We start from the raw sequence: 19,165 nt of genomic DNA on the forward strand, positions 1-19,165 counted from the left end.
TGAGGATTCTTCCCTGGCCATCCTGGAGGGGGCGATGAGTCCGCCGGACTCCTAAAAAAAGGGCTGAAACGCCCTGAAATGTTCAAACCACCCCTCCGGCAAATCCAATCGCGGATTTTGGGTATTTATGCCGCATTGACTGCTGAGATTAATCTGTGCTACCAATGATTGTATATTGAAAAATCGTTGCGCCTTTTTTTGTCCCATGGCAGGTCAGCGTCCATTCTCAGGCCTTGGCGCTTTCTAAGAGGAATCGTCGGGGGTCATGAAGAAATGCACCTTGCCCATAGACGATCGCCGCAGCGCTTGCTGCATAAAAATCAATACAAAACAGGGAGGGCGTCAGGATGAGAAAGCATCGATTGTCAGGCTTGGTTGTTGCGGCTTGTTTGATATTTCTGGCGGGCGCGGTTTCGACGTCCTGTTCGGCCCATGGGGATAATGCCCCTCAAAGCGGATTGTCTCCGGTCGTCCAGGAATTGAAGGACCTGATTGATAACGACCCCAATTTGTATCGGCTCTTTACGGAGATGTTCGATCAGGTTCCGATGAAGCCCTACCTGAAGGACCCTACGGGTCAGCCCCAACTGACGGATTACAACCAGATGTTAAAACAGCTGGACGGCATCCTGACGCAAGCGCCGGAGTTCAATCAGTCAGGGCTTGTGGGCTTCCCTATCAACGCGATTCTGGATTGGCCCATGGGCACGCCGGCCGGCGCCGAGGCGTTTATGGACCCCAGGGTGAACAGGCAGTTGAAAAAAATTCTGGCGCAATGGTCGGTGTTCTTGGAGTCGCCCGAATCATGCTACGTGCTGAGCGACGATCCTGAGCACGGATGGTTCGGCCGGGACGCCCAAAAAGCCATGCCCGACTTTGTGGAGGATTTCAAATGCGACCCCTCCAAGCCCTATTACGGATTTACTTCCTGGGACGATTTTTTCACCCGGACATTCCGGGAGGGCAGGCGTCCCGTGGCCTCCCCCAAGGATGATTCGGTCATCGCCAACGCCTGTGAATCCGCCCCCTACAGACTGGCCCGCAATGTTCAACTGCGCGACAAGTTTTGGATCAAGGAGCAGCCGTACTCTCTGCTGCATATGATGGATGGAGATCCCCTGGCCGGGGAGTTCGTGGGGGGTACCTTGTATCAGGCCTTTTTAAGCGCCCTTAGCTACCATCGCTGGCACAGCCCGGTAAGCGGGACCATCGTCAAAACCCGGTTGATTGACGGCTCCTATTACGCCGCAGCGCCCGCCATGGGATTCGATCCCGCCAGCCCCAACGAATCCCAAGGCTACATCACCCAAACAGCGGCTCGGGCTTTGGTGTTCATCCAGGCGGACAATCCCGACATCGGGCTGATGGCGATCATGTTCGTGGGTATGGCGGAAGTCTCCTCCAACGAGGTTACGGTCAAAAAGGGGCAGCATGTAAACAAGGGCGACCCCCTTGGCATGTTCCATTTTGGAGGCTCCACACACGTCCTGTTTTTCCGACCCGGGGTGAGTTTAGCGTTTGATCTTCACGGGCAGACTCCCGGCCTGCATTCCGCCAACATCCCGGTCCGCTCCAAAATTGCTGCGGTGACGGGAGCATCCGGGCAGTAACTGTATGGGGCGACGCCCAAAAACATTGCCGTAAATATCCCGCGAATGGTATAGTTTTTGTTCAACTTCAATCCGGGGCAGGCAATGAAAATGGACGCCAGGCAGGCCGAGACCATCATCAAAGAGACGCAGCAGTACGCCAAAACCATCCTGAATTCGCTATCGGCGCACGTGGCCATCATTGACGAAAACGGAATGATCCTGGAAACCAACCGGGCATGGGAGCGGTTTGCGCAATCCAACCAGATAAGCATACGGCCTGACACCCTGAACGTGAACTACCTGGACGTTTGCGACTCCGCCCAGGGGGAGTCGGCTGAAAAATCCAAGGAGGTTGCGGACGGGATCCGCAAAGTCATAAAAGGAGAGGTCGAAGAGTTTGTCCTGGATTACCCCTGCCACTCGCCCGAAGAGAAAAGATGGTTTTATATGCGGGCCGCCAGGGCTGTGGGGTCTGACTCCTTGCGGGTTGTGGTCAGCCACGAAAACATCACCGCCCTGAAAGAAGCCGAAAGCCGGCTTCGACAGCGGGAAGAAGAGCTTAAGCAAAAAACCCTGCATTTGGAAGAAGCCAACGCGGCCCTGCGCGCCGTGCTGCGCCAGCGGGACGAAGATATTCAAGAGATGGAGCAAACCATTCTGCAGAATCTCAAGGATTCGGTCCTGCCGAACGTCCAAAGGCTGCAGGAGATTTTGGTGAGGCCCGAGGCTCGGCAGTTGGTCCAGTTGATTTCTTCCGGGCTGAATGAAATCGCCTCGCCTTTCTTACGCCGGCTTTCCAACCTGGAAGCCGTGCTCACGCCCCGGGAGATGGAAATCGCCTCCCTGGTCAAAGCGGGAAAATCCACCAAGGAAATTGCAGGCCTGCTCTATCTGTCCATAACCACGGTCAATTTTCACCGCCGCAATCTGCGCGACAAACTTGGCCTGACCAACTCCTCCACAAACCTCCGGTCTCACCTCCTGTCACTGGAAAAATGACGGGTTTTACCTATCATTAGACCGTCAGACTTCCAGCGTTGCCCTCCCGCAGTTGGGGCTGTATCATTTAGTCAGCATCATTTGATAAACCTTAAACAAGGAGGCGTCCTATGCTGTGCAGTCTTTCCAAACTCGAAGAAAAAGATCTTAAGGAAATCCAGGCCCTGGAGTCCGAACTGGGAAAAACGGTTCTGGCTTTCTCATGCCACAAAACCGCCCCGGCCGCGCTGGATGATGACAAACTCAAGAAAATTCAGGCTCTGGAGAGCCGTCTGGGACTGTCCCTGGTGGCGGTTGACGGATAGCGCCTGCATTCGAAAACAGGCTTAACTGGCTTCCAGCCCGCGGATTTGAATCCTTGCCTTAATCCGCGGGCTGTTTTTTTGCCGGATCAAAGGAGTTATACAAGCCGTCCGGTCCCAATCGTCCATTCCCGGAAAGCATCTTTGCGGATCCTGCCTGCTTTTCCAATTAGTTGACATAAAGGAAAGAATAATACATTCTTTCATTATTGTAAGAATCTAAATATTTAATGCCGGATATCTGCAATAGACGGCGGAGACGGGAATAGCGCCTCCAACGGCGCTTTGGGGTTTTCAATCGCTTGGCTCTTGTCAATAGAGAGAAGGAGTATCGGCAAAACATTTATGCAGGCTTTTTTTCATATACAAACGCTATCCATGGCAGCCGGCCTCATCAGCATCACTTGCGCGGCCATCATGGCCTATTTTTCCTTGTCCCGGCTCACGTATCCGGGTTTTAAAAGCTGGACTGCCGGGTTCGTCCTTGCCGGTCTGGGGATGATCCTTATGAGTCTTCGCCAGCAGGCGCCGGACTGGATTTCCATCATAGCCGCCAATTCCTGCATCATGGCTTTCCCAGTGTTGATTTTTTACGGGTTGGGTGAATTTAAGCAGTTCCCCAAAAGGCTCTGGGCGCCAGGCCTTATACTGGCCGCGGGTGCAGGGATTTTGACCTATTACACCTATTGGCATCCGAACGTGCTCATGCGCATTGTGGCTGTCTCTCTCATTCTCTGCCTGCTGCTTCTTTTGTGCCTGGCGTTGCTGCTGAGACGGGGCGGACTTGAGTATGAGTGCAGCAACAACCTGCTTAAGGCCGTTTTCGCCTTTCAAATAGTCTGGAACTTTTTTCGCGCAATAATCACTCCGCTTTGGGAGCCCGATATCACCTCCTTTTTTTCCGCAGGCGCCATACAAGGGATGAGCTTTATGATTTACATCCTTTATTGCGTGCTTACCATGAGCGGACTCATCGCTCTGAACGCTCAACGCATGGAATTGGATCTGGCGTCCGCGGGTGAGAATATTAAGGAATTGACTCGATTGATCCCCATCTGCGCCCGTTGCAAAAAAATCCGGGATGACCAGGGGTACTGGGAGGTGGTGGAAAGCTATATTGAAAAGATGACCAACAAGGGGCTCACCCATAGCATCTGCCCGGAATGCGCCAAGAAGCTGTACCCGGACCTAAAGATTTACGACGATGATGAAGATGAGGAGAAACCTAAGTCCTAATGGCGGAAAGCAGCATAGGCGGGCGCCTTGTTCCCTTGATTCGTTTTTCGGTTTGAGTGCTCATTGCGGCAGGTGCGGGGCAGGGGCGCTTGCGGTTGGATCCAAGGGGGCAGCAATTTGGTTGTTATAGGAAATGAAACAGCCGGAGGCTTTCGCCCCCGGCTGCTTCGGGTCTATGCTTCCTTTTCTTCCGGCGTGTCGGGAACTTCCTCCCAGCCGGAGATCATGGCCTTGATGTGGGCCATGATGGTGTGGCCCGTGGTGGTCATATACACATGGACGATGACGAAGGCCAAAAGCATCAAAGCCCCGAACATGTGCACGGCCGCCAGGGTTCCCAGCTTCATGTGGATGCCCAGGACGGCCCAGTCGTTATAGAAATAATACAGAATCCCCGTGACGATTTGCAGCGGCACCAGAACCAGGGCGATGCCCAGGTAGGTAAGGCGCTGCAGAGGATTGTGCTTGACCCGTTCCGTCTTGGGCACGGGATGGGGATCTCCCCGGAAGATGCCGATGCTGTAATACATGGCCACGGTCACCAGCTTTCTGGTGGTGGGGATGTATTGCTTCCACTCGCCGGTGGTGGCCTCCCAGAATATAATGAAGATATACAGGATCAGCCAGGTCCAGGCGGCCAGGTTGTGGAGCTCCACGGCTTCTTCGTATCCGAAGATGGCGTATACCCCGTGCACTTCCAGGCCCGTGAAAAGCAGGAACAGAATCAGCACGGCCTGAGCCCAATGCCAGAAGCGTTCAAAACGCGTATACAGATAGATTTTTTTCATAGGCGTTTGACTCATCTTATTCCTCCTTTCCATTGCCCGAGGAGGCAATGCGAATCAGTCCGTGGAACAGGACTCCGAGTAAAGAGGCGACGACGATGAGCCATCCGGCGTAATCCACGAAGCCATTGGCGTCCCTGCCCGGCAGGTAAAAGCCGGTGAGCTTGGCCAAACGCCCCTGGGGAGCGTGGCAGGCGTCGCAGGAAAGGGCTTTTTCCTTGGGCGCGACCATGTGGGTGGTCTGGTACATGTACTCCGTGCTGATAAAGTCGAACTCTCCGGAGTAGGGCAGTCCTACGTAGTCCATGCCTGTTTGAATGGCGTTGGCCCAGCTGTATCCCTTCCAGTAGGCGTTTTTATCCTTGCCGAAAAGATGAGGAACCACAAAGGTGTTGTTCACCTTGTCGAAAGGCTGTTTTCCTTTGTGCACCTTGAACGGAAAGATGCGGGCGTCCGGGTCGTCGTAAGAGCCGTGAGCCTTGTTGATCTCTATGGGCTGCTTGGCCGGATCGATTTTGTCCGTCAGGGTCAGGTAGGTCAGTTTTCCGTTATACCATTTGTATTCCGGGACCACGTTCTTCTTCCAGACAAAATCCCCCTTCATGCCATTGTAGGAATGGCGTCCGTCCTTTTCGATGACCAGCGGCTTGCCCTTGGCGTTCTTTTTGCCGGCTGTGGACCAGTCCCAGGACATTTTGGTGGAGTGCTCCCTGGCGAATTCCGGAATGTGGCAGGCCTGGCAAGACACCTTGTCTGTGTGGTCGTTCAGCTTGGCGTCGGTCTTGTGCGGTTTGTCCGAATGGCAGGAATAACAGGTAATCCGGTGGATGAGGTCGGAATCCAGCAGGCTCCTGCGGTCGGTGAGCGGGGTGGACTTGTAGCACCGTCCGGCAACGGCGTGCTGCACCGTGGTGTGGCAGCGGGTGCAGGTGAAGTTTTCCCCGTCAACGTTCATGTGAACGTCCAGGTCCCATTTTGGTTTATACAGGCTGGCGTCCAGGTCTCCGTGCTTGACCCCTTCGCCGCCGCCGCCGTAAAAATGACAGGTTCCGCAATTCTTACGGGTGGGCAGGGCCACGGATTGAGCCACCTTGGCAAAATCAGGCGGCAGCCATTCCTTTCCTCCAAACATGGTGGGCTCTTTAACCACATAGCCCGCGCCCGGGGGAAATTTTTTGTAAGTTCCGGTTTGCTCGTGGCAGACCAGACAGTCCACGTTTTCCTGCACGGAAAAGTCGAAGTTTTTGTCCTTGTAGCCGTAGCCCGCATGGCAGGACGTACAGCGCGGTTCATTGGAATTGATGTTGATGCAGAAATTGTTCACCACGTACCCTGCCTTGCCGAGCTTGGCTTCGGGCTTGGCGGCCGGGCACAGCCATTTCCAATGGATGGTTTTTTGAAACTGCTCCGCAGCTTCGTTGTGGCAGCTTAGGCAGGCCTTGGTGACTTCCGGGCCCGACTTGAAATCCTGCTGCAGTTCCTCAAATTTAGAGTGATCCGCCGTGTTGTTTGCGGAATGAGGGTTTCCGAACGGCGGTTTGGGACCCTCTCCTCCATCCCCGGTGGCCGCGCTGGCCGAAAGGGCTAGTCCAAGCCCGATCGCCAAACAGGCGGCCAGTGCGAAAAAGCCTAGTTTTCTGTACATAGAGCCTCCCCTGAATAAAGATTAGTTGTGAGTTACCTCCTTAAGCCATCCTGTCCGAAATATAAGAAAACCCAAGCATGAAAATAAAAAGAGCATGGCAAAGCCCAGGTGGGCGAAGTCGATGAACATGGTGAAGTTGGGGGAAAACACAATATCCGGCATATTCTTCAGAACACGAAAGATCCCCGTGACGGTCAGGCCCGCCAGGAAAATCACCCTGGCCCAACCCGACTTGGTCAGGGAGTAGGAATGCCTTCCGGCCAGAAAATAGCCCGTGATATGGTACGCCATCAGGAAGAACAACAGGCTGGCGCCCAGGTAGTGGATGGCGTGGGTGGCGTAAAAATTCGCGCTCCATCCCAGCCCGGGAATGTCCGCCAGGTAGTACCGTTTGAAAATGGGCATCTGGCCGAAGCCGGTGAAAGCCAAAACCGCGGTGACGGCTATATAGAGCCTGACCATGGCTTTGGACGGCGCAGCGCTGCTTCTTGCAACTGTCTTTTCCATGATTAAGACTCCTTTTTGTTCGATGGGTTGGAAGGTTTGCCGCCCCCGGTGAATTTGATGAATCCGGCCGCCAATCCGGCAATCGGGGCCAAAATCATGGCTTTCGCCAGGGTATCCGCATTGGCCATGGAATCAGGCACAGGCGCCATATGGGGCATGCCGGGGCCTTTATCCAGGGCTTCGTTCAAAACGTCAAAAGGAACGGGAGACACATAAATGGTGTTGGTTCCTCCGTTCTCTTTGTCGCCGTACACGTATCCGTTGATTTCCTTGGCCCGGGCGTAGGCCGCGGCGATGATCTCGTCCCTGGGGCCTATTGTCTGGACGTCCTCGGGGCAGGCCTCGATGCAGGCCGGCAGATTCCCCTGTTCGATCAGGTCGTAACAGCGGTCGCATTTGAACATGACGCCGTTTCCCGCAAAGTTGGGCAGCACCTGCAAATAGGGCCCAACGCCTGTCTGGCGTTCGGGGATATCCCACGGACAGACCATCTTGCATTTGGCGCCGCCCAGGCAGATGTCCGGGTGAATCCGGGTGATGCCGTTTTTCAGCTTTCTGGCGGCGCCAAAAGGGCAAAGGTCGGCGCAGGGCGGGTTGGTGCAGTGCATACATCGGCGCGGCACGGTGAGGGTGGTTTGCTCTCCGTCGATCTCCACGTCCGCGTATTGGATGAACAGCCAGTTGTAGGGGGTCAGGCGGTCGTCCACGTCCCTCTGTTCCGACCAGTCGGCGGTCTTCACCCTGGGAGGATACATTTTGGGAAAGGGTTTGTCCGGCTCGGGAAATTTGTGCTCGTTGCTATCCCGGCAGGCTTCCACGCAGGCGCCGCATCCAATGCATTTGCCGATGTCCAGCATGGTGGCCAGTTCCCCGGGGCCTATTCCTTTTGCGGAAGCGGGCAGGGGGGCGGCGGAGACGCTCAGGGCGCCGGCCGCCGCCAGGCTTCCTTTAATGAACGATCTTCGGGAAATTTTTCCCATCTCGTTTTATCTCCTTGAGAATTAGAGTTTTTTCACTAATTGGTTTGCAGCCGTCAGCAGGGGGTCCCAAACCGGGCCGAAGGGCGGGGCGTAAGCCAGGTCCATTTGGCTGAACTCCGCCGCGGTCATGCGGCTATGCAAGGCGGCAGCTCCCGTGTTGATGCGATGGGCGCAGCCGTCCCTGCCCACCATCTGTATGCCGAGAAGCCGGCCCGTTTTTTTATCGCCCACCATATGCACCCGGAGGGTGGAATTGCCCGGGTGGCCGTGGGCGCGGGACCTGGTTTTTATGGTGACGCTCACGGGCTCGAAACCGGCTTTTTCCGCCTCGCGCATGTTGAGGCCCGTGCGGGCCGCCTCAAAGTCAAAGACCTTGAACACGGCGGAGCCCGCAACGCCCGGCACTTCCACGCCTTTGCCGTTCACGTTGTCGGCCACGGCCCAGCCGCCCCGGTTGGCGTACAAGGCCAGGGGGATCCAGGTTTTTTGGCCGGAAACCACGTGGTAGGCGTCGGCGCAGTCGCCGGCGGAGTAAATGTTGTCGTCCGAGGTTTTAAGTCCCTTGTCCACGGCGATGGAATTGCCCACGCTGGTTTTCAGACCGGCCTTGGAGGCCATTTCGCTGTTGGGCGTAATCCCTATGGCGGGAATGAGCAGGTCCGCATCCAGGGTTAAATCGTTGCATACGATCTTAAGGCCTGAGCCGGTGTTTTCGACTTTTTGCAATTCATGGCCCAGATACAGTTTGGCGCCGCGGGATTCCACCTCCTGCTGGAGACGGTCTGCAAGCTCCCGGTCCATCCAGGGCAGAAACATGGGATTGGGCTTGACCATGGAGACTTCCACGCCTCTTTCGGTCAGGGCCTCGCACATTTCCAGGCCGATGTATCCCATGCCGAGAATGACGGCTTTTTTAACCTTGGAATTCGTAATGAGGGACTTGATTCTGCGGGCGTGCTCCAGGCTTTTCAAAGGCAGGACGCCGGGGCTGTCCATGCCTTCCAGCGGAGGGATGACGGCCGATCCGCCCGTGGCGATCAGAAGTTTGTCGTAATAGTACTCAAAATCCTCTCCTTGGGAAGTCCTGCCTCTCACGGCTTTGCTGCCGGGATCCAACTCCAGGGCTTCATGCCCGGTGAGCAGGTTGATTCCCTGTTTGTCTCTGAACGCCTGGGCCTTGCGGACCACCAGGTCCTCCAGGTCCCGCGATTCGTCTCCAATGTTGTAAGGCATACCGCAGGCGCTGTAGGATACGTCCTCGGTCTTTTCCAACACAATGACTTCCATGTCCGGGGAGAGCCTTTTGGCCCTGCTGGCGGCGCTCATGCCCGCCGCGTCCCCTCCAATTACCAAAAATCTCATATCACTACTTCCCTCCTGACAGCCCGGTCCCTCCGTGGGCGGTCTTTAAACGCACCGCTGCCGCTGCTCCCGTAAAGGGAGCGCGGCCTGCGGAAAAAATAAGGCATTTCTAATCAACCCGTAGAGACTCCTTTTCGGGGCTTGACCGGCGCGACGGCCGGCTTTTCAGGATTTTCCCCGCCTGAGGAAAATATGTTCTCGGAAAATTTAACGTACCAGGCGGCGGACTGCACCTGAATAATGTACGCCACAGCAATCACCAAAGCGGCTGTGGAGCCCTGGGGGCCGAAGGCGTTGATGGAAATGGCCAGGGCGATGGAAAGGTTTCGCATCACCGACCCGTAAACCATGGCTTTTGCGTCTTTTTCATGCAAGAGCCACTTCCCTAACAATGTGCTCAGTAAATAATTTATAGCATAAAGTATGCCAAGCGGCAACAAAATGTATGCTAACATTTGAGGCGAAGCGGCGATGGCTTTGGCTTTCAGCGCCATGGCCACAAAAACGATGCCCAAGACCCCGGCGGTGGACAGGCCGGGAAAACGCGGCGCCAAATGCTGCTGGAACTGCTCCTGGCCGTACTTTCTGATCAATGCCTGCTGGGTGATAAAGCCGGCGGCCATGGGTAAAAACACGATGAACAGGATTTGCTTCATCACCGCCATGATGTTCACTTCCAGTTCCGCGCCCATCAAGGCCTTGACGTAAAAAGGCGTGGCTATGGATCCCAGCGTCAGGCCGATGACCGTCATTTTCACGGCGGCCGCCACGTTGCCGTTGGCGAATCCGGTCCACGAAATGGTCATGCCGCTCGTGGGGACCAGACCCGCAAGGAGCAGTCCCAGAGCCATATAAGGCTGGTCCGGAAAGAACCATTGCCCCAGGCCGAAGGCTGCGAAGGGAATCACGCCGAAGTTGACCACCTGGGTCATGACCTGGGCCTTGACGTCTCCGCCTTCAAAGACTTTCTTGATTTTCAGGTTCACCATCATGGGGTAGACCATGAGGAAGGTCAACGGAATGATGGCGGCTTTTAAAAACGAGGCCTGGACGAATATTCCAAATACAAAGCCCAGGACCATCATGATTGGGATGGCAAAGATTAAGTTTTTATTGATTTTAGCCAGGATTTTCCACATGGCGCTCCTCCTGTTCAGGCTGCGTCCGTATCAATGTCTTTTCCGCCCTTTTTATCCATAAACCAAATGGGGCAGGACGGTCTGAATTTACAGTGGACATTGGGGCTCATGCACTTCAGGCAGTCCTCACACAGGTAGGTCCCGTTCTTCATGCACATGTAGCTTGTTTCCCGGTCAGGATGATTCGCGCATTTTCCCATAACTGTCCTCCTTCAGGTCCTGAACTTTAAAGCAACGCGCTTTCCAGGGCCGCACTCAATGTCTGCCGGTTCTGGAGGCCGATGAAGCGCTCCACTTCCTTGCCGTCCTTGAACACCACCACGGTGGGGATGCTGGAAATTCCCAGCTTGGCCGCCGTATCCCGATTCTGGTCCACGTCCATTTTGGTCACCACCGCCCTGCCGGTGAAATTCTTCTCCAGTTCCTTGATAATGGGTTCCTGGGCCTTGCACGGGCCGCACCATGTGGCGTAAAAATCCACAAGGGATACGCCTTTGCCTGTCACTTTTCCAAAGCTCGTTTCATTGATTTCCATGGATTTATTCTCCTGAAAAAAGGTTCTTTGTCTCCCGGCCTGATGATAGAGCAAGAGGGGCGCCAAGGGGGCTGGAAATACCAAGTCTTTTGTAATATTCTGAAATTTCAGTTAAATAATAATTTGTGAAGGAAATATTCCCGGATTTTGGATCCGGACTTGACGGAACGAGTAACGTTGCCTATGTTAACAGGTAACGTTACCTTGCGTTAATTTAACAGGGAGTGAACGCTTTGAACGCGGATAATCATCAGATTTGGGATCTGCGCTTTGTCAATATGATCATGGACTCCATGGCGGAGGGGGTTTTCACCATGGACTCCCAGGGGCGCGTCACCTCGTGGAACCGGGCCATGGAGAAGATTTCCGGGTACAAGGCCGCGGAGGCGCTGGGCATGACTTGTCAGATGCTTCAGTTCGACCAATGCGTGCAAAAGGGGTGCCCCACCAATTTTATGGATTGCGGGGTCAGGAAATACAAAAAGGGCGTGAGCAAGGAGTGCGCCCTCCGGCATAAAAACGGCCATGATGTGGCCGTGATCAAAAACGCCCGCCCCGTGTTCAATGAGCAGGGGGAGATGGAAGGCATTGTGGAAACCATCACGGACCTGACCGAAATCAAACGGGCCAGGGAGGAGGCGGAGGAGGCCGCCCGCCGTCTGGGCGAGATGCATGAGTTCGGCAATATTGTGGGCAAGAGCCAGGGCATGATGGAGGTTTTTACCGCCATCAAGGCGGCCGCGGCCAGCGACGTCACGGTTTTGGTCACCGGCGAGTCGGGGACGGGCAAGGAGCTTGTGGCCGGCGCCATTCATTATCACAGCAGCCGCTCCACTGGCCCCATGGTAACGGTCAACTGCTCCGCTCTTTCGGAAACCCTCTTGGAAAGCGAGTTGTTCGGGCATGTAAAAGGCGCTTTCACCGGGGCCATCCGGGACAGGGTGGGGCGGTTTGAGCAGGCCATGGATGGTACGATTTTTCTGGACGAAATTGCCGAGCTCACCCCGGCGGTGCAGGTTCGCCTCTTGAGGGTGCTTCAGGAAAGGGAGATTGAGCGCGTGGGCGAGTCCATCTCCCGCAAAATCAATATCCGGGTGATTGCAGCCACTCACAAAAACCTGCTTTCCCTGGTGGAGGAAGGCGCTTTTCGTCAGGATCTTTATTATAGGCTAAAGGTTTTCCCCATCCATATTCCTCCTCTGCGGGAGCGCAGGAGGGACATTCCTTTACTCGTGGATCATTTTCGAATGGAGGAAAACGCCAAGACGGGAAAAAACCTGGAAGGGGTTGGGGACAAGGCCATGCGAAAGCTCTTGGAATATGGCTGGCCAGGCAATGTGCGGGAATTGGAAAACGCCGTGGAGCATGCTTTTGTCCTGCGGTCTTCAGGGATGATCGACGTGGATGACCTGCCTTATGAAATCAGGCGGGAGGCCGCCCCCGAGCCCCTTCCATGTTCGGACGACGGACCCGGGTTTCGTGGGAAAATCACCCAGGAAAGGCTGCTGGAAGCCCTGGAGCAAAGCGGCTGGAACAAGGCCGAAGCGGGCCGCCGCTTGGGCAAAAGCCGCACCTCTATCTGGAAATACATGAAAAAGTGGGATATTCCTCTTAGACCGGAAGAGGGCTAATTAGGCTTTTTCCTCAATTTTGAAATAAAAAATGAATAAAAGGCGCGGAGCTTCTAATTGGAGTATATTACAAAAAAACACGTAAAAGATATATATTTAATATAGTGAACTGTTTTATTATATCAAATAAAACCATTTTAAATAATGATCATATAGATATATTTGGAGTTCGTGATCGTCCGGAATTGAAAATTTGCCTCTTGAGCTAATAGGGTTTTGGTGGTTTTATAGAACGGTGTAATACCTTGTACAGGGCGGGGGGGACCAGAGAAATGTAGTGCGTTTTGAATTTGTTCAATCTCCATTTTATGATCTCCAGGAAATTCCAAGCCTGCTTTAAACAAAGAGCCACAGGTATATTTGGGCGCCTTTTCCGGACTCCAGAGGAGTGTTTGCCGTATGCGTTTGTCCTTGAATGATTCCATTAGAAAAAAAACGGTTGTGCTGGCCTTGACCGGGGTGATGGCTTCCGTATTCATCCTGGGCGCGGGCCTGGTTGTCTTGCAGGTGATGGAGCAAATGATGGGCCTGCAGGAAGGCCTCCATCAGCATACCACCATGCATTTCGAATCCCTGGATTACTTGCAGCGTTACATGTACGAGGGGAACCCGGAGGATTACGAAAAGTTTAAGGAAATCCGCACCAGGGTCAGGGGAGTCGCCTTTCAGTTCAGCATGGCGGACGGCAGTTATTCCGTTGAGGAGATTCGGGAAAAAATTGATGGTATGGGGCGGCTGCTCGACAACATGAGTACGGAGGAAGGCAAGGAAACGGTGGAGTTGGGAATGAAGCTCCGGTCCAACCCCATGATGGCCGCCATGATACAGGCGGCCAAAGACACCGTGGCCCAGGAAGACCGGTTTATGGCGATCATGGAGGAGTATCGCACCCATCCTGATCCGGAATACCGGGCCGGCCTGAAGCCGAAAATTGACGAGTCCCTCAAGAGCCTTGTGAAGGCTAAAGAGAATTTCACCACAGCGATCAGCGATTTTAAGAAATGGGTCGTCAAGACGGTGCGCCGGGTTTTTGTGGGAACCTTTGTCCTGTTTCTGGCCTTGAGCGTGACGGCCTCCTATTTCATGGGACGTTCCATTGTAAAACCCATCGTCAAGGCCATCCGGTTTTCCCAGAGGGTGTCAAAAGGCGGGTTCGACCGGCGCCTTGAAGTGGAAACCAAGGACGAAACCCGCGACCTGGCCATTGCCATCAACGCCATTTGCGAGGCTTTGCGGGATTTGGCCGTGAAAATCATGAATGGAGCGGAAACCCTGACGGAATCCGCCCAGGATCTTTCCTCCACGGCTAATCAGTTCGCCACGACAGCCACCGAGACATCCGCGTCGGTTTCCGAGATCAACGTGACGGCTCAGGAACTCAAGCAGGCTGTTCAGACTTCTTCGGAAAACGCCGATTCCGTGGCCTCCTACGCCGAGCATTCCGCCGCCATTTATGAAATAGGCAAGAAAGCCACCGAAGAAATGGGGCACGGCATGGCTTTGATCAACCTGGAAGTGGTGGAAGTGGGGGAACGCATCGCCAGGCTCAGCGCCCAGGCTGTACGCATTGCCGAAATCATCGACATGGTGGACGAAGTGGCCCATCAGTCTGAATTGTTGTCCGTCAACGCCTCCATTGAAGCGGCCAAGGCCGGGGAGTTCGGCAAGGGCTTCCAGGTGGTTGCCGCGGAAGTCAAGACCTTGTCCGAGCAGTCCAAAGGCGCCACGCGGCAGGTGCGCTCCATTTTAAAGGAAATTCAAAAAGCCGCGGAAGCCGCCGCCAAAGCCGCCGAACAAAGCGCCTCCGCAGTCCAGCACGGCCTGAATCTCAATGAACAGGCTTCGGATTCCATGTCCAGACTGGCGGACAGCTTTGACGGCGCCGTGGCCTTTACCAAAAAAATCGCCTCCACCTCCCGCCAGGAGCTTCAAGGGGTGTCCCAGGTGACGGATGCTCTGGCCGACATCAAAGACGCCACGCAGCAGAACACGGCCGGCGCCAAACTCATGGAGTCGCGCTCCCGCGAGTTGGTGCAGCTTGCGGAAACCCTGAAAAAACTGGTGGACAACATCAAGGTGTAAATTCTTTTAAGGTTTCAGGCCAAGGCGCCTCGACTCGCCGCTTTTCGGCGGGAAGGAATGCGGCATGAAGGCCTTTCCGCCGGTTGTTGTTGTATAGATCGCCTGCTTTTTCCCTGGCCGCCTTGGAGATATGAAAAAGATCTCCAGTCAAAAAAGTCATTTTTGCTAGGGTAAAACTCGCGTTTTTTATTAAATCCCGGAGTTTTTTTCTCTGGTTGTATATTTCCCTTTTTTGTTTCCTTAAGATTTGATAATTTAACTTCCGAAGTTTTCATTATGCCTGCAATTCCAACTATCTGCAACAATCTTAATCCGCAATGACTGTGCTCCCGGCCTTTATTGCAACGGGTTTTTCAAGTGGTTTGCGGTTCGGAATAGGCTGAGCATCTATTCGATCTGGCTAATTTTTGTCAGCGGCACAGGAGCGTCTTTTTAATGCGTTTTTCCCTCACGGATTCCATCAATAAAAAAATGTTTGTCCTGTACGCCATCGGCGTCCTGGCCAGTGCGTCCGTTATGCTCATGGGCATGGCGTCCCTTTCCGTGATGGAACGGGTGGTGGCTTTGGAAAAGGGGCTGCACGATCACACGGTTATGCACTACGAATCCTTTGTAAAGTTGGAGCGCTATCTCAATTTAGGCGGCGAGGAAGATTACAAGGAATTTGTACGGTTAAGGAAAAGCTGTATGGCGGTCTCCCTGGTTTGCGCAAAAGCCGAGCAAGCGTTCGACGAGGGGACGGAAGACGACCTGGTTAGCAGCGTTGTCGGATTGACAAGCACGGTGGACCCGGATGAGGCCCGTGAACTCATGGACCTGTTTCGATATTTAAAGGGAAACAGGAGTGTGCAGGAAATGGTCAAGTGGGCTCAAAGGTCCTCGGATTTGGATGAAGAGATTATTGATCTGGCCTGGCAGTATTATTACACCGATGACTATGACATCCGCATGGAGCTTACCGGCGAAATCAGAAAGACCATTGACGAGCTTAACATCGCCAAGGAAAATTTCGGCGCCGGTTTGGCAGGGCTGGCAAAATGGGCGACTTCCCTGACAAAAAGGATCTTCATCATATCCTTTATCCTCTTTTCTTTGATGGGTGTAAGTATAGCTTACGCCATAGGACGCTCCATCGTCAATCCCATGATGAAAATCGTGGCCTTTTCGGACCGGGTTTCCCGCGGAGGCATGGACAGGCGGTTGGAGTTAAAGACCAAAGACGAAACACGGCAAATGGCGGACGCCGTCAATGCGATTTGCGACGCTTTGGCGCGGGTGGTCATTCGGGTGAGGGAAGGCGCCGACTCCCTGACGGATTCGTCCCGGGAGCTTTCCACCATGGCGACCCAGTTCTCCTCCACCGCGTCCGAGACGTCCGCCTCCGTGACCCAGATTAACGTTACCTCCACCGAACTGAGGCAGGCCGTGCAATCCTCTTCCGAGAACGCCGATCAGGTGGTCGCCTCCGCCGAATCCACGGCCCAGGCCTATGAAGAGGGAAAAAGCGCCACCAACGCCATGGGGGACGGAGTGGACGTCATAACCAAACAGGTGGTGGAAGTAGGCGAGAGCGTGGCCAATCTCAGCGCCCAGGCCGTACGCATTTCCGAAATCATCGACATGGTGGACGAGGTGGCCCATCAATCCGAGCTGCTGTCGGTCAACGCCTCCATTGAGGCGGCCAAGGCCGGAGAGTTCGGCAAGGGCTTTCAGGTGGTTGCGGCCGAAGTCAAAACCCTGTCCGAGCAATCCAAGGGCGCCACGCGGCAGGTGCGGTCTATCTTAAAGGAAATCCAGGTCGCAGCTGACAGGGCCATTAAAGCGGCGGAAAAATGCTCCCTTTCGGCTCAGGAAGGGGATAGCCTGAACAATCGCACCCTCCAGGCCATCAACAAGCTGGCCCAAAACATCGACGCCGCCGTGGGCTCCTCCCGGAAAATCGCCGCAACCAGCCGCCAGGAGCTTCAGGGCGTGGAGCAGGTTACGGACGCCCTGTCCGGCATTCAGGACGCCATGGAGTCCAATACCAAGGGGGCTCATGCCATGGAGGACCGCATCAAGGAGCTTGTCTCTTTGGCCGAAGCTCTGAAAGGCATGCTGGCCGCCATCAAGGTCTAACCATCCTTAATTAAAGATTTTTTTTGATTTAAAAATACATCGGGCGAGCTTCGGCTCGCCCGTTTTGTTATTCCCGGGGAGCCTCCAATCCCGGCCCTCGCCGTTCTGATGACGCGCCGCGCCTTGCCTGTCAATGCGGTTAGTGATATGCAAAAAAATATGCGAACGAATTTTTAATATTTCGTTTAAAAATGAGCCGTTTGTTAGTCCGTTCGATACATAAATTGGGCCGTTCCTTGCGTTCCGTTTTTCCGGCGGATGGAACCCATGACCCTTTACCGGCGACCAAGGAGGATCAATGTTTAACAGGTTAATTTCAATAGCACTTTTGATCTTTATCGCTGTAACCTCCATTTTTTTCTTCTGCGGGGCTCTCTTGCTGTGGCTCCTGACCGTTCTCTTTGATAAAAGGCTGGTCATCCTCCATCTGTACACGTGCGCCTGGGCCTATTTGTACGTCCTGGTCATGCCGGCGTGGAAAGTCCATTTTTTGGGCAAGGAAAAAATCAACCCCAAAAAAACCTATGTGGTGACCTCCAACCATCAGTCCCAACTGGACATCCTGGTTTGCTTCGGCCTGTTTTTCCACTTCAAGTGGGTGTCCAAGGCCGAAATTTTTAAAGTGCCTTTGATTGGCTGGAACATGGTTCTAAACCGGTACGTCAAGCTCATACGCGGGGACCGGGAAAGCATCCGGCAAATGATGGAGGCCTGCGAACAAAGACTTTCCGAGGGAAGTTCGGTGTTTTTCTTTCCGGAGGGAACCCGCTCGGCCACGGGCAAGGTCAAGACCTTCAAGCCGGGGGCCTTTGTCCTGGCCAAAAAGATGAAGCTGCCCATCCTGCCCATCGCCGTGCGCGGCACCACCCACGCCCTGCCTAAAAACAGCATGAATTTTCACGGCTCTCACGAAATATTCGTTACGGTCCTGGATGAAATTCCCTATGAGGAGTTCAAGGATATGGAAGACGGGGAGCTGGCGGAAATGGTCAGGCGGCGCATCATCCCCCACGTGGAAGTGGAGGAGGAAAAGGCCGCCTGACGGGAAAAACTGGAACAAAAATTTAGCCTAAGGGCTGCGTGTTTACCAATTCCACGTAGGCGGTGGACACCCAACCGAAATTTTCCCCCGAAATCCTCACATACACCCAGCCGCCGGTGGATCCGCCCATGACTTCCAACTGGCAGTATTGGGGCGCCACTTCCTTGATGGGGAAGTCGTAGCCCGGGCCGGTCCGCACGTTCAGATTGGGGGCGGTGACCTGCACCCAGTCCCCCCGGTCAAAAGCCGGCGCTGCAACGGCGACGGGCGTTATCGGCGAGTCCACCACCTGGTATCCTGAGGGAACCTTGCGGTAATACACGTCGTCATAGCAGTAGTAGTACGTGTTGCTGTAAACCACTCTGGTATAGCCCACGGGCAGGGAGTGCACAACGGCCCCGATGGGCGCGCCCACCAGGAAAAATCCGCTGGAGCCCCGTTGGTAAAACACGCCGCTGTAGTAAAAATAGGGGATCCCGCCAAAGGAGATGCTAAAGTATCCCCGGGGCATGGTCCTGTAATGCCTTGGATGCCGGGAATGGTGCACCGGATAATGCCTGTGCCTCGGCTTTCCGTAATATCGGGGCGCAGGACGATGGGTTACCGGCTTGTGATGCACCAGGGGCTTGGGCCTGTGATATTGGGGCTTGGGCTTATGGTGCACCCGGGGCGGCCGGTTATGATGATTGTTTGCGTAATGATGATTTACGCCCGGACGGGGCTTATGCGCCTGGGGCCTGTTGACATGAGGCCTGTGGGGAGCGGAATGTCCGCTGCCGGGACGGTTGTTGGCGACATGTTGGCCGCCGCCTCTGGGGCGATTGTTGGCGACGTGCTGGCTTCCGCCGCCCGGGCGATTGTGATTCGGCTTTTGAACCGCCTGAGCCCGGGGCGGCCTTCCGCCGCCGCGTCCTCCGCCGGAGCCTTTTCCCTGCCTGGCGCTTTGCTCTTTTACGGTTTGGTAGATGAAAGAGCCGGAGCCCGCCCAAGCATTCCGGCCCGCCAGAAAAATCAATCCAAAGGCCAGGATGGAGAATACCAGGCCCACTTTTTTTCCGTTTTTTTTCTTTATGTCAGTCATAATGTCTCTCCCGTCTTTTTTCTTGGGACAAGCCGTTTGCATGTTCAAGCGCTTTATACATTCCGGTTCCACGCGCATGCCCTTTAAACAAAGACTTTGACTATACTGACGAAGGGGCGGAAAAATTTG

General features: G+C 54.6%; 18 protein-coding genes. 8 read left to right on the plus strand and 10 right to left on the minus strand.

The genetic code is table 11. The features are described from left to right. The first annotated feature begins 347 nt into the window (after positions 1-347). From BUE18_RS05885 to BUE18_RS05900, 4 genes are all read left to right on the plus strand, one after another. Positions 348-1,610, plus strand: coding sequence for a phosphatidylserine decarboxylase family protein (locus tag BUE18_RS05885; RefSeq protein ID WP_073473885.1), 1,263 nt, complete (start codon positions 348-350; stop codon positions 1,608-1,610). 84 nt (positions 1,611-1,694) lie between these two features. Further along, positions 1,695-2,591 (plus strand): helix-turn-helix domain-containing protein, encoded by an 897-nt coding sequence (locus BUE18_RS05890; protein WP_244549289.1) that lies wholly within the window; start codon positions 1,695-1,697, stop codon positions 2,589-2,591. Between the two features lie 110 nt (positions 2,592-2,701). After that, positions 2,702-2,896, plus strand: a complete 195-nt coding sequence (locus BUE18_RS05895; protein WP_073473887.1) for a hypothetical protein — start codon at positions 2,702-2,704, stop codon at positions 2,894-2,896. Positions 2,897-3,238: 342 nt separating this feature from the next. Then, positions 3,239-4,129 carry a hypothetical protein gene (locus BUE18_RS05900; protein ID WP_073473889.1) on the plus strand — a complete coding sequence of 297 codons (891 nt, stop codon included), beginning with the start codon at positions 3,239-3,241 and terminating at the stop codon, positions 4,127-4,129. A gap of 173 nt (positions 4,130-4,302) precedes the next feature. Here the strand turns inward: BUE18_RS05900 and BUE18_RS05905 are convergent, their stop codons facing one another. The 8 genes from BUE18_RS05905 to trxA form a co-directional block, all read right to left on the minus strand. After that, positions 4,303-4,932 (minus strand): cytochrome b/b6 domain-containing protein, encoded by a 630-nt coding sequence (locus BUE18_RS05905; protein WP_073473891.1) that lies wholly within the window; start codon positions 4,930-4,932, stop codon positions 4,303-4,305. Position 4,933: 1 nt separating this feature from the next. After that, the gene (locus tag BUE18_RS05910) at positions 4,934-6,559 is read right to left on the minus strand and encodes a tetrathionate reductase family octaheme c-type cytochrome (RefSeq protein ID WP_073473893.1); all 1,626 of its coding nucleotides are present in this window, start codon (positions 6,557-6,559) and stop codon (positions 4,934-4,936) included. A gap of 21 nt (positions 6,560-6,580) precedes the next feature. Then, on the minus strand, positions 6,581-7,066 hold the full coding sequence (locus BUE18_RS05915; protein ID WP_073473895.1) for a FeS-binding protein: 486 nt from the start codon (positions 7,064-7,066) through the stop codon (positions 6,581-6,583). 2 nt (positions 7,067-7,068) lie between these two features. Further along, positions 7,069-8,046, minus strand: coding sequence for a 4Fe-4S dicluster domain-containing protein (locus BUE18_RS05920; protein ID WP_073473896.1), 978 nt, complete (start codon positions 8,044-8,046; stop codon positions 7,069-7,071). 21 nt (positions 8,047-8,067) lie between these two features. Further along, complete coding sequence (locus tag BUE18_RS05925; protein WP_073473898.1) at positions 8,068-9,408, minus strand: FAD-dependent oxidoreductase; 1,341 nt, start codon at positions 9,406-9,408, stop codon at positions 8,068-8,070. A gap of 113 nt (positions 9,409-9,521) precedes the next feature. After that, positions 9,522-10,547, minus strand: a complete 1,026-nt coding sequence (locus tag BUE18_RS05930; RefSeq protein WP_073473900.1) for an arsenic resistance protein — start codon at positions 10,545-10,547, stop codon at positions 9,522-9,524. A gap of 14 nt (positions 10,548-10,561) precedes the next feature. Further along, complete coding sequence (locus tag BUE18_RS05935) at positions 10,562-10,747, minus strand: hypothetical protein (protein WP_073473902.1); 186 nt, start codon at positions 10,745-10,747, stop codon at positions 10,562-10,564. 26 nt (positions 10,748-10,773) lie between these two features. Further along, positions 10,774-11,082, minus strand: a complete 309-nt coding sequence (trxA, locus tag BUE18_RS05940) for a thioredoxin (RefSeq protein ID WP_073473904.1) — start codon at positions 11,080-11,082, stop codon at positions 10,774-10,776. 233 nt (positions 11,083-11,315) lie between these two features. Here trxA and BUE18_RS05945 point away from each other — a divergent pair, with 233 nt between their 5' ends. Further along, positions 11,316-12,713: a sigma-54 interaction domain-containing protein gene (locus BUE18_RS05945; protein WP_083610807.1), complete on the plus strand. Its 1,398-nt coding sequence runs from the start codon at positions 11,316-11,318 to the stop codon at positions 12,711-12,713. Between the two features lie 399 nt (positions 12,714-13,112). After that, a complete protein-coding gene (locus BUE18_RS05950) occupies positions 13,113-14,795 on the plus strand; it encodes a methyl-accepting chemotaxis protein (RefSeq protein ID WP_073473906.1) in 1,683 nt (560 codons plus the stop codon). Positions 14,796-14,809: 14 nt separating this feature from the next. Here the strand turns inward: BUE18_RS05950 and BUE18_RS27440 are convergent, their stop codons facing one another. Then, positions 14,810-15,070 carry a hypothetical protein gene (locus BUE18_RS27440; protein WP_139264627.1) on the minus strand — a complete coding sequence of 87 codons (261 nt, stop codon included), beginning with the start codon at positions 15,068-15,070 and terminating at the stop codon, positions 14,810-14,812. Between the two features lie 160 nt (positions 15,071-15,230). Here BUE18_RS27440 and BUE18_RS05955 point away from each other — a divergent pair, with 160 nt between their 5' ends. Beyond that, complete coding sequence (locus tag BUE18_RS05955; RefSeq protein ID WP_073473908.1) at positions 15,231-16,913, plus strand: methyl-accepting chemotaxis protein; 1,683 nt, start codon at positions 15,231-15,233, stop codon at positions 16,911-16,913. Between the two features lie 298 nt (positions 16,914-17,211). Further along, the gene (locus tag BUE18_RS05960) at positions 17,212-17,955 is read left to right on the plus strand and encodes a lysophospholipid acyltransferase family protein (RefSeq protein ID WP_073473910.1); all 744 of its coding nucleotides are present in this window, start codon (positions 17,212-17,214) and stop codon (positions 17,953-17,955) included. A 22-nt stretch (positions 17,956-17,977) separates the two neighbouring features. On the opposite strand, the gene BUE18_RS05965 is transcribed toward BUE18_RS05960, so the two are convergent. Then, positions 17,978-19,036 (minus strand): DUF6515 family protein, encoded by a 1,059-nt coding sequence (locus tag BUE18_RS05965; protein WP_073473912.1) that lies wholly within the window; start codon positions 19,034-19,036, stop codon positions 17,978-17,980. Positions 19,037-19,165 lie beyond the last annotated feature (129 nt).

This window comes from Desulfatibacillum alkenivorans DSM 16219, assembly GCF_900142135.1.
Lineage (GTDB): Bacteria > Desulfobacterota > Desulfobacteria > Desulfobacterales > Desulfatibacillaceae > Desulfatibacillum > Desulfatibacillum alkenivorans.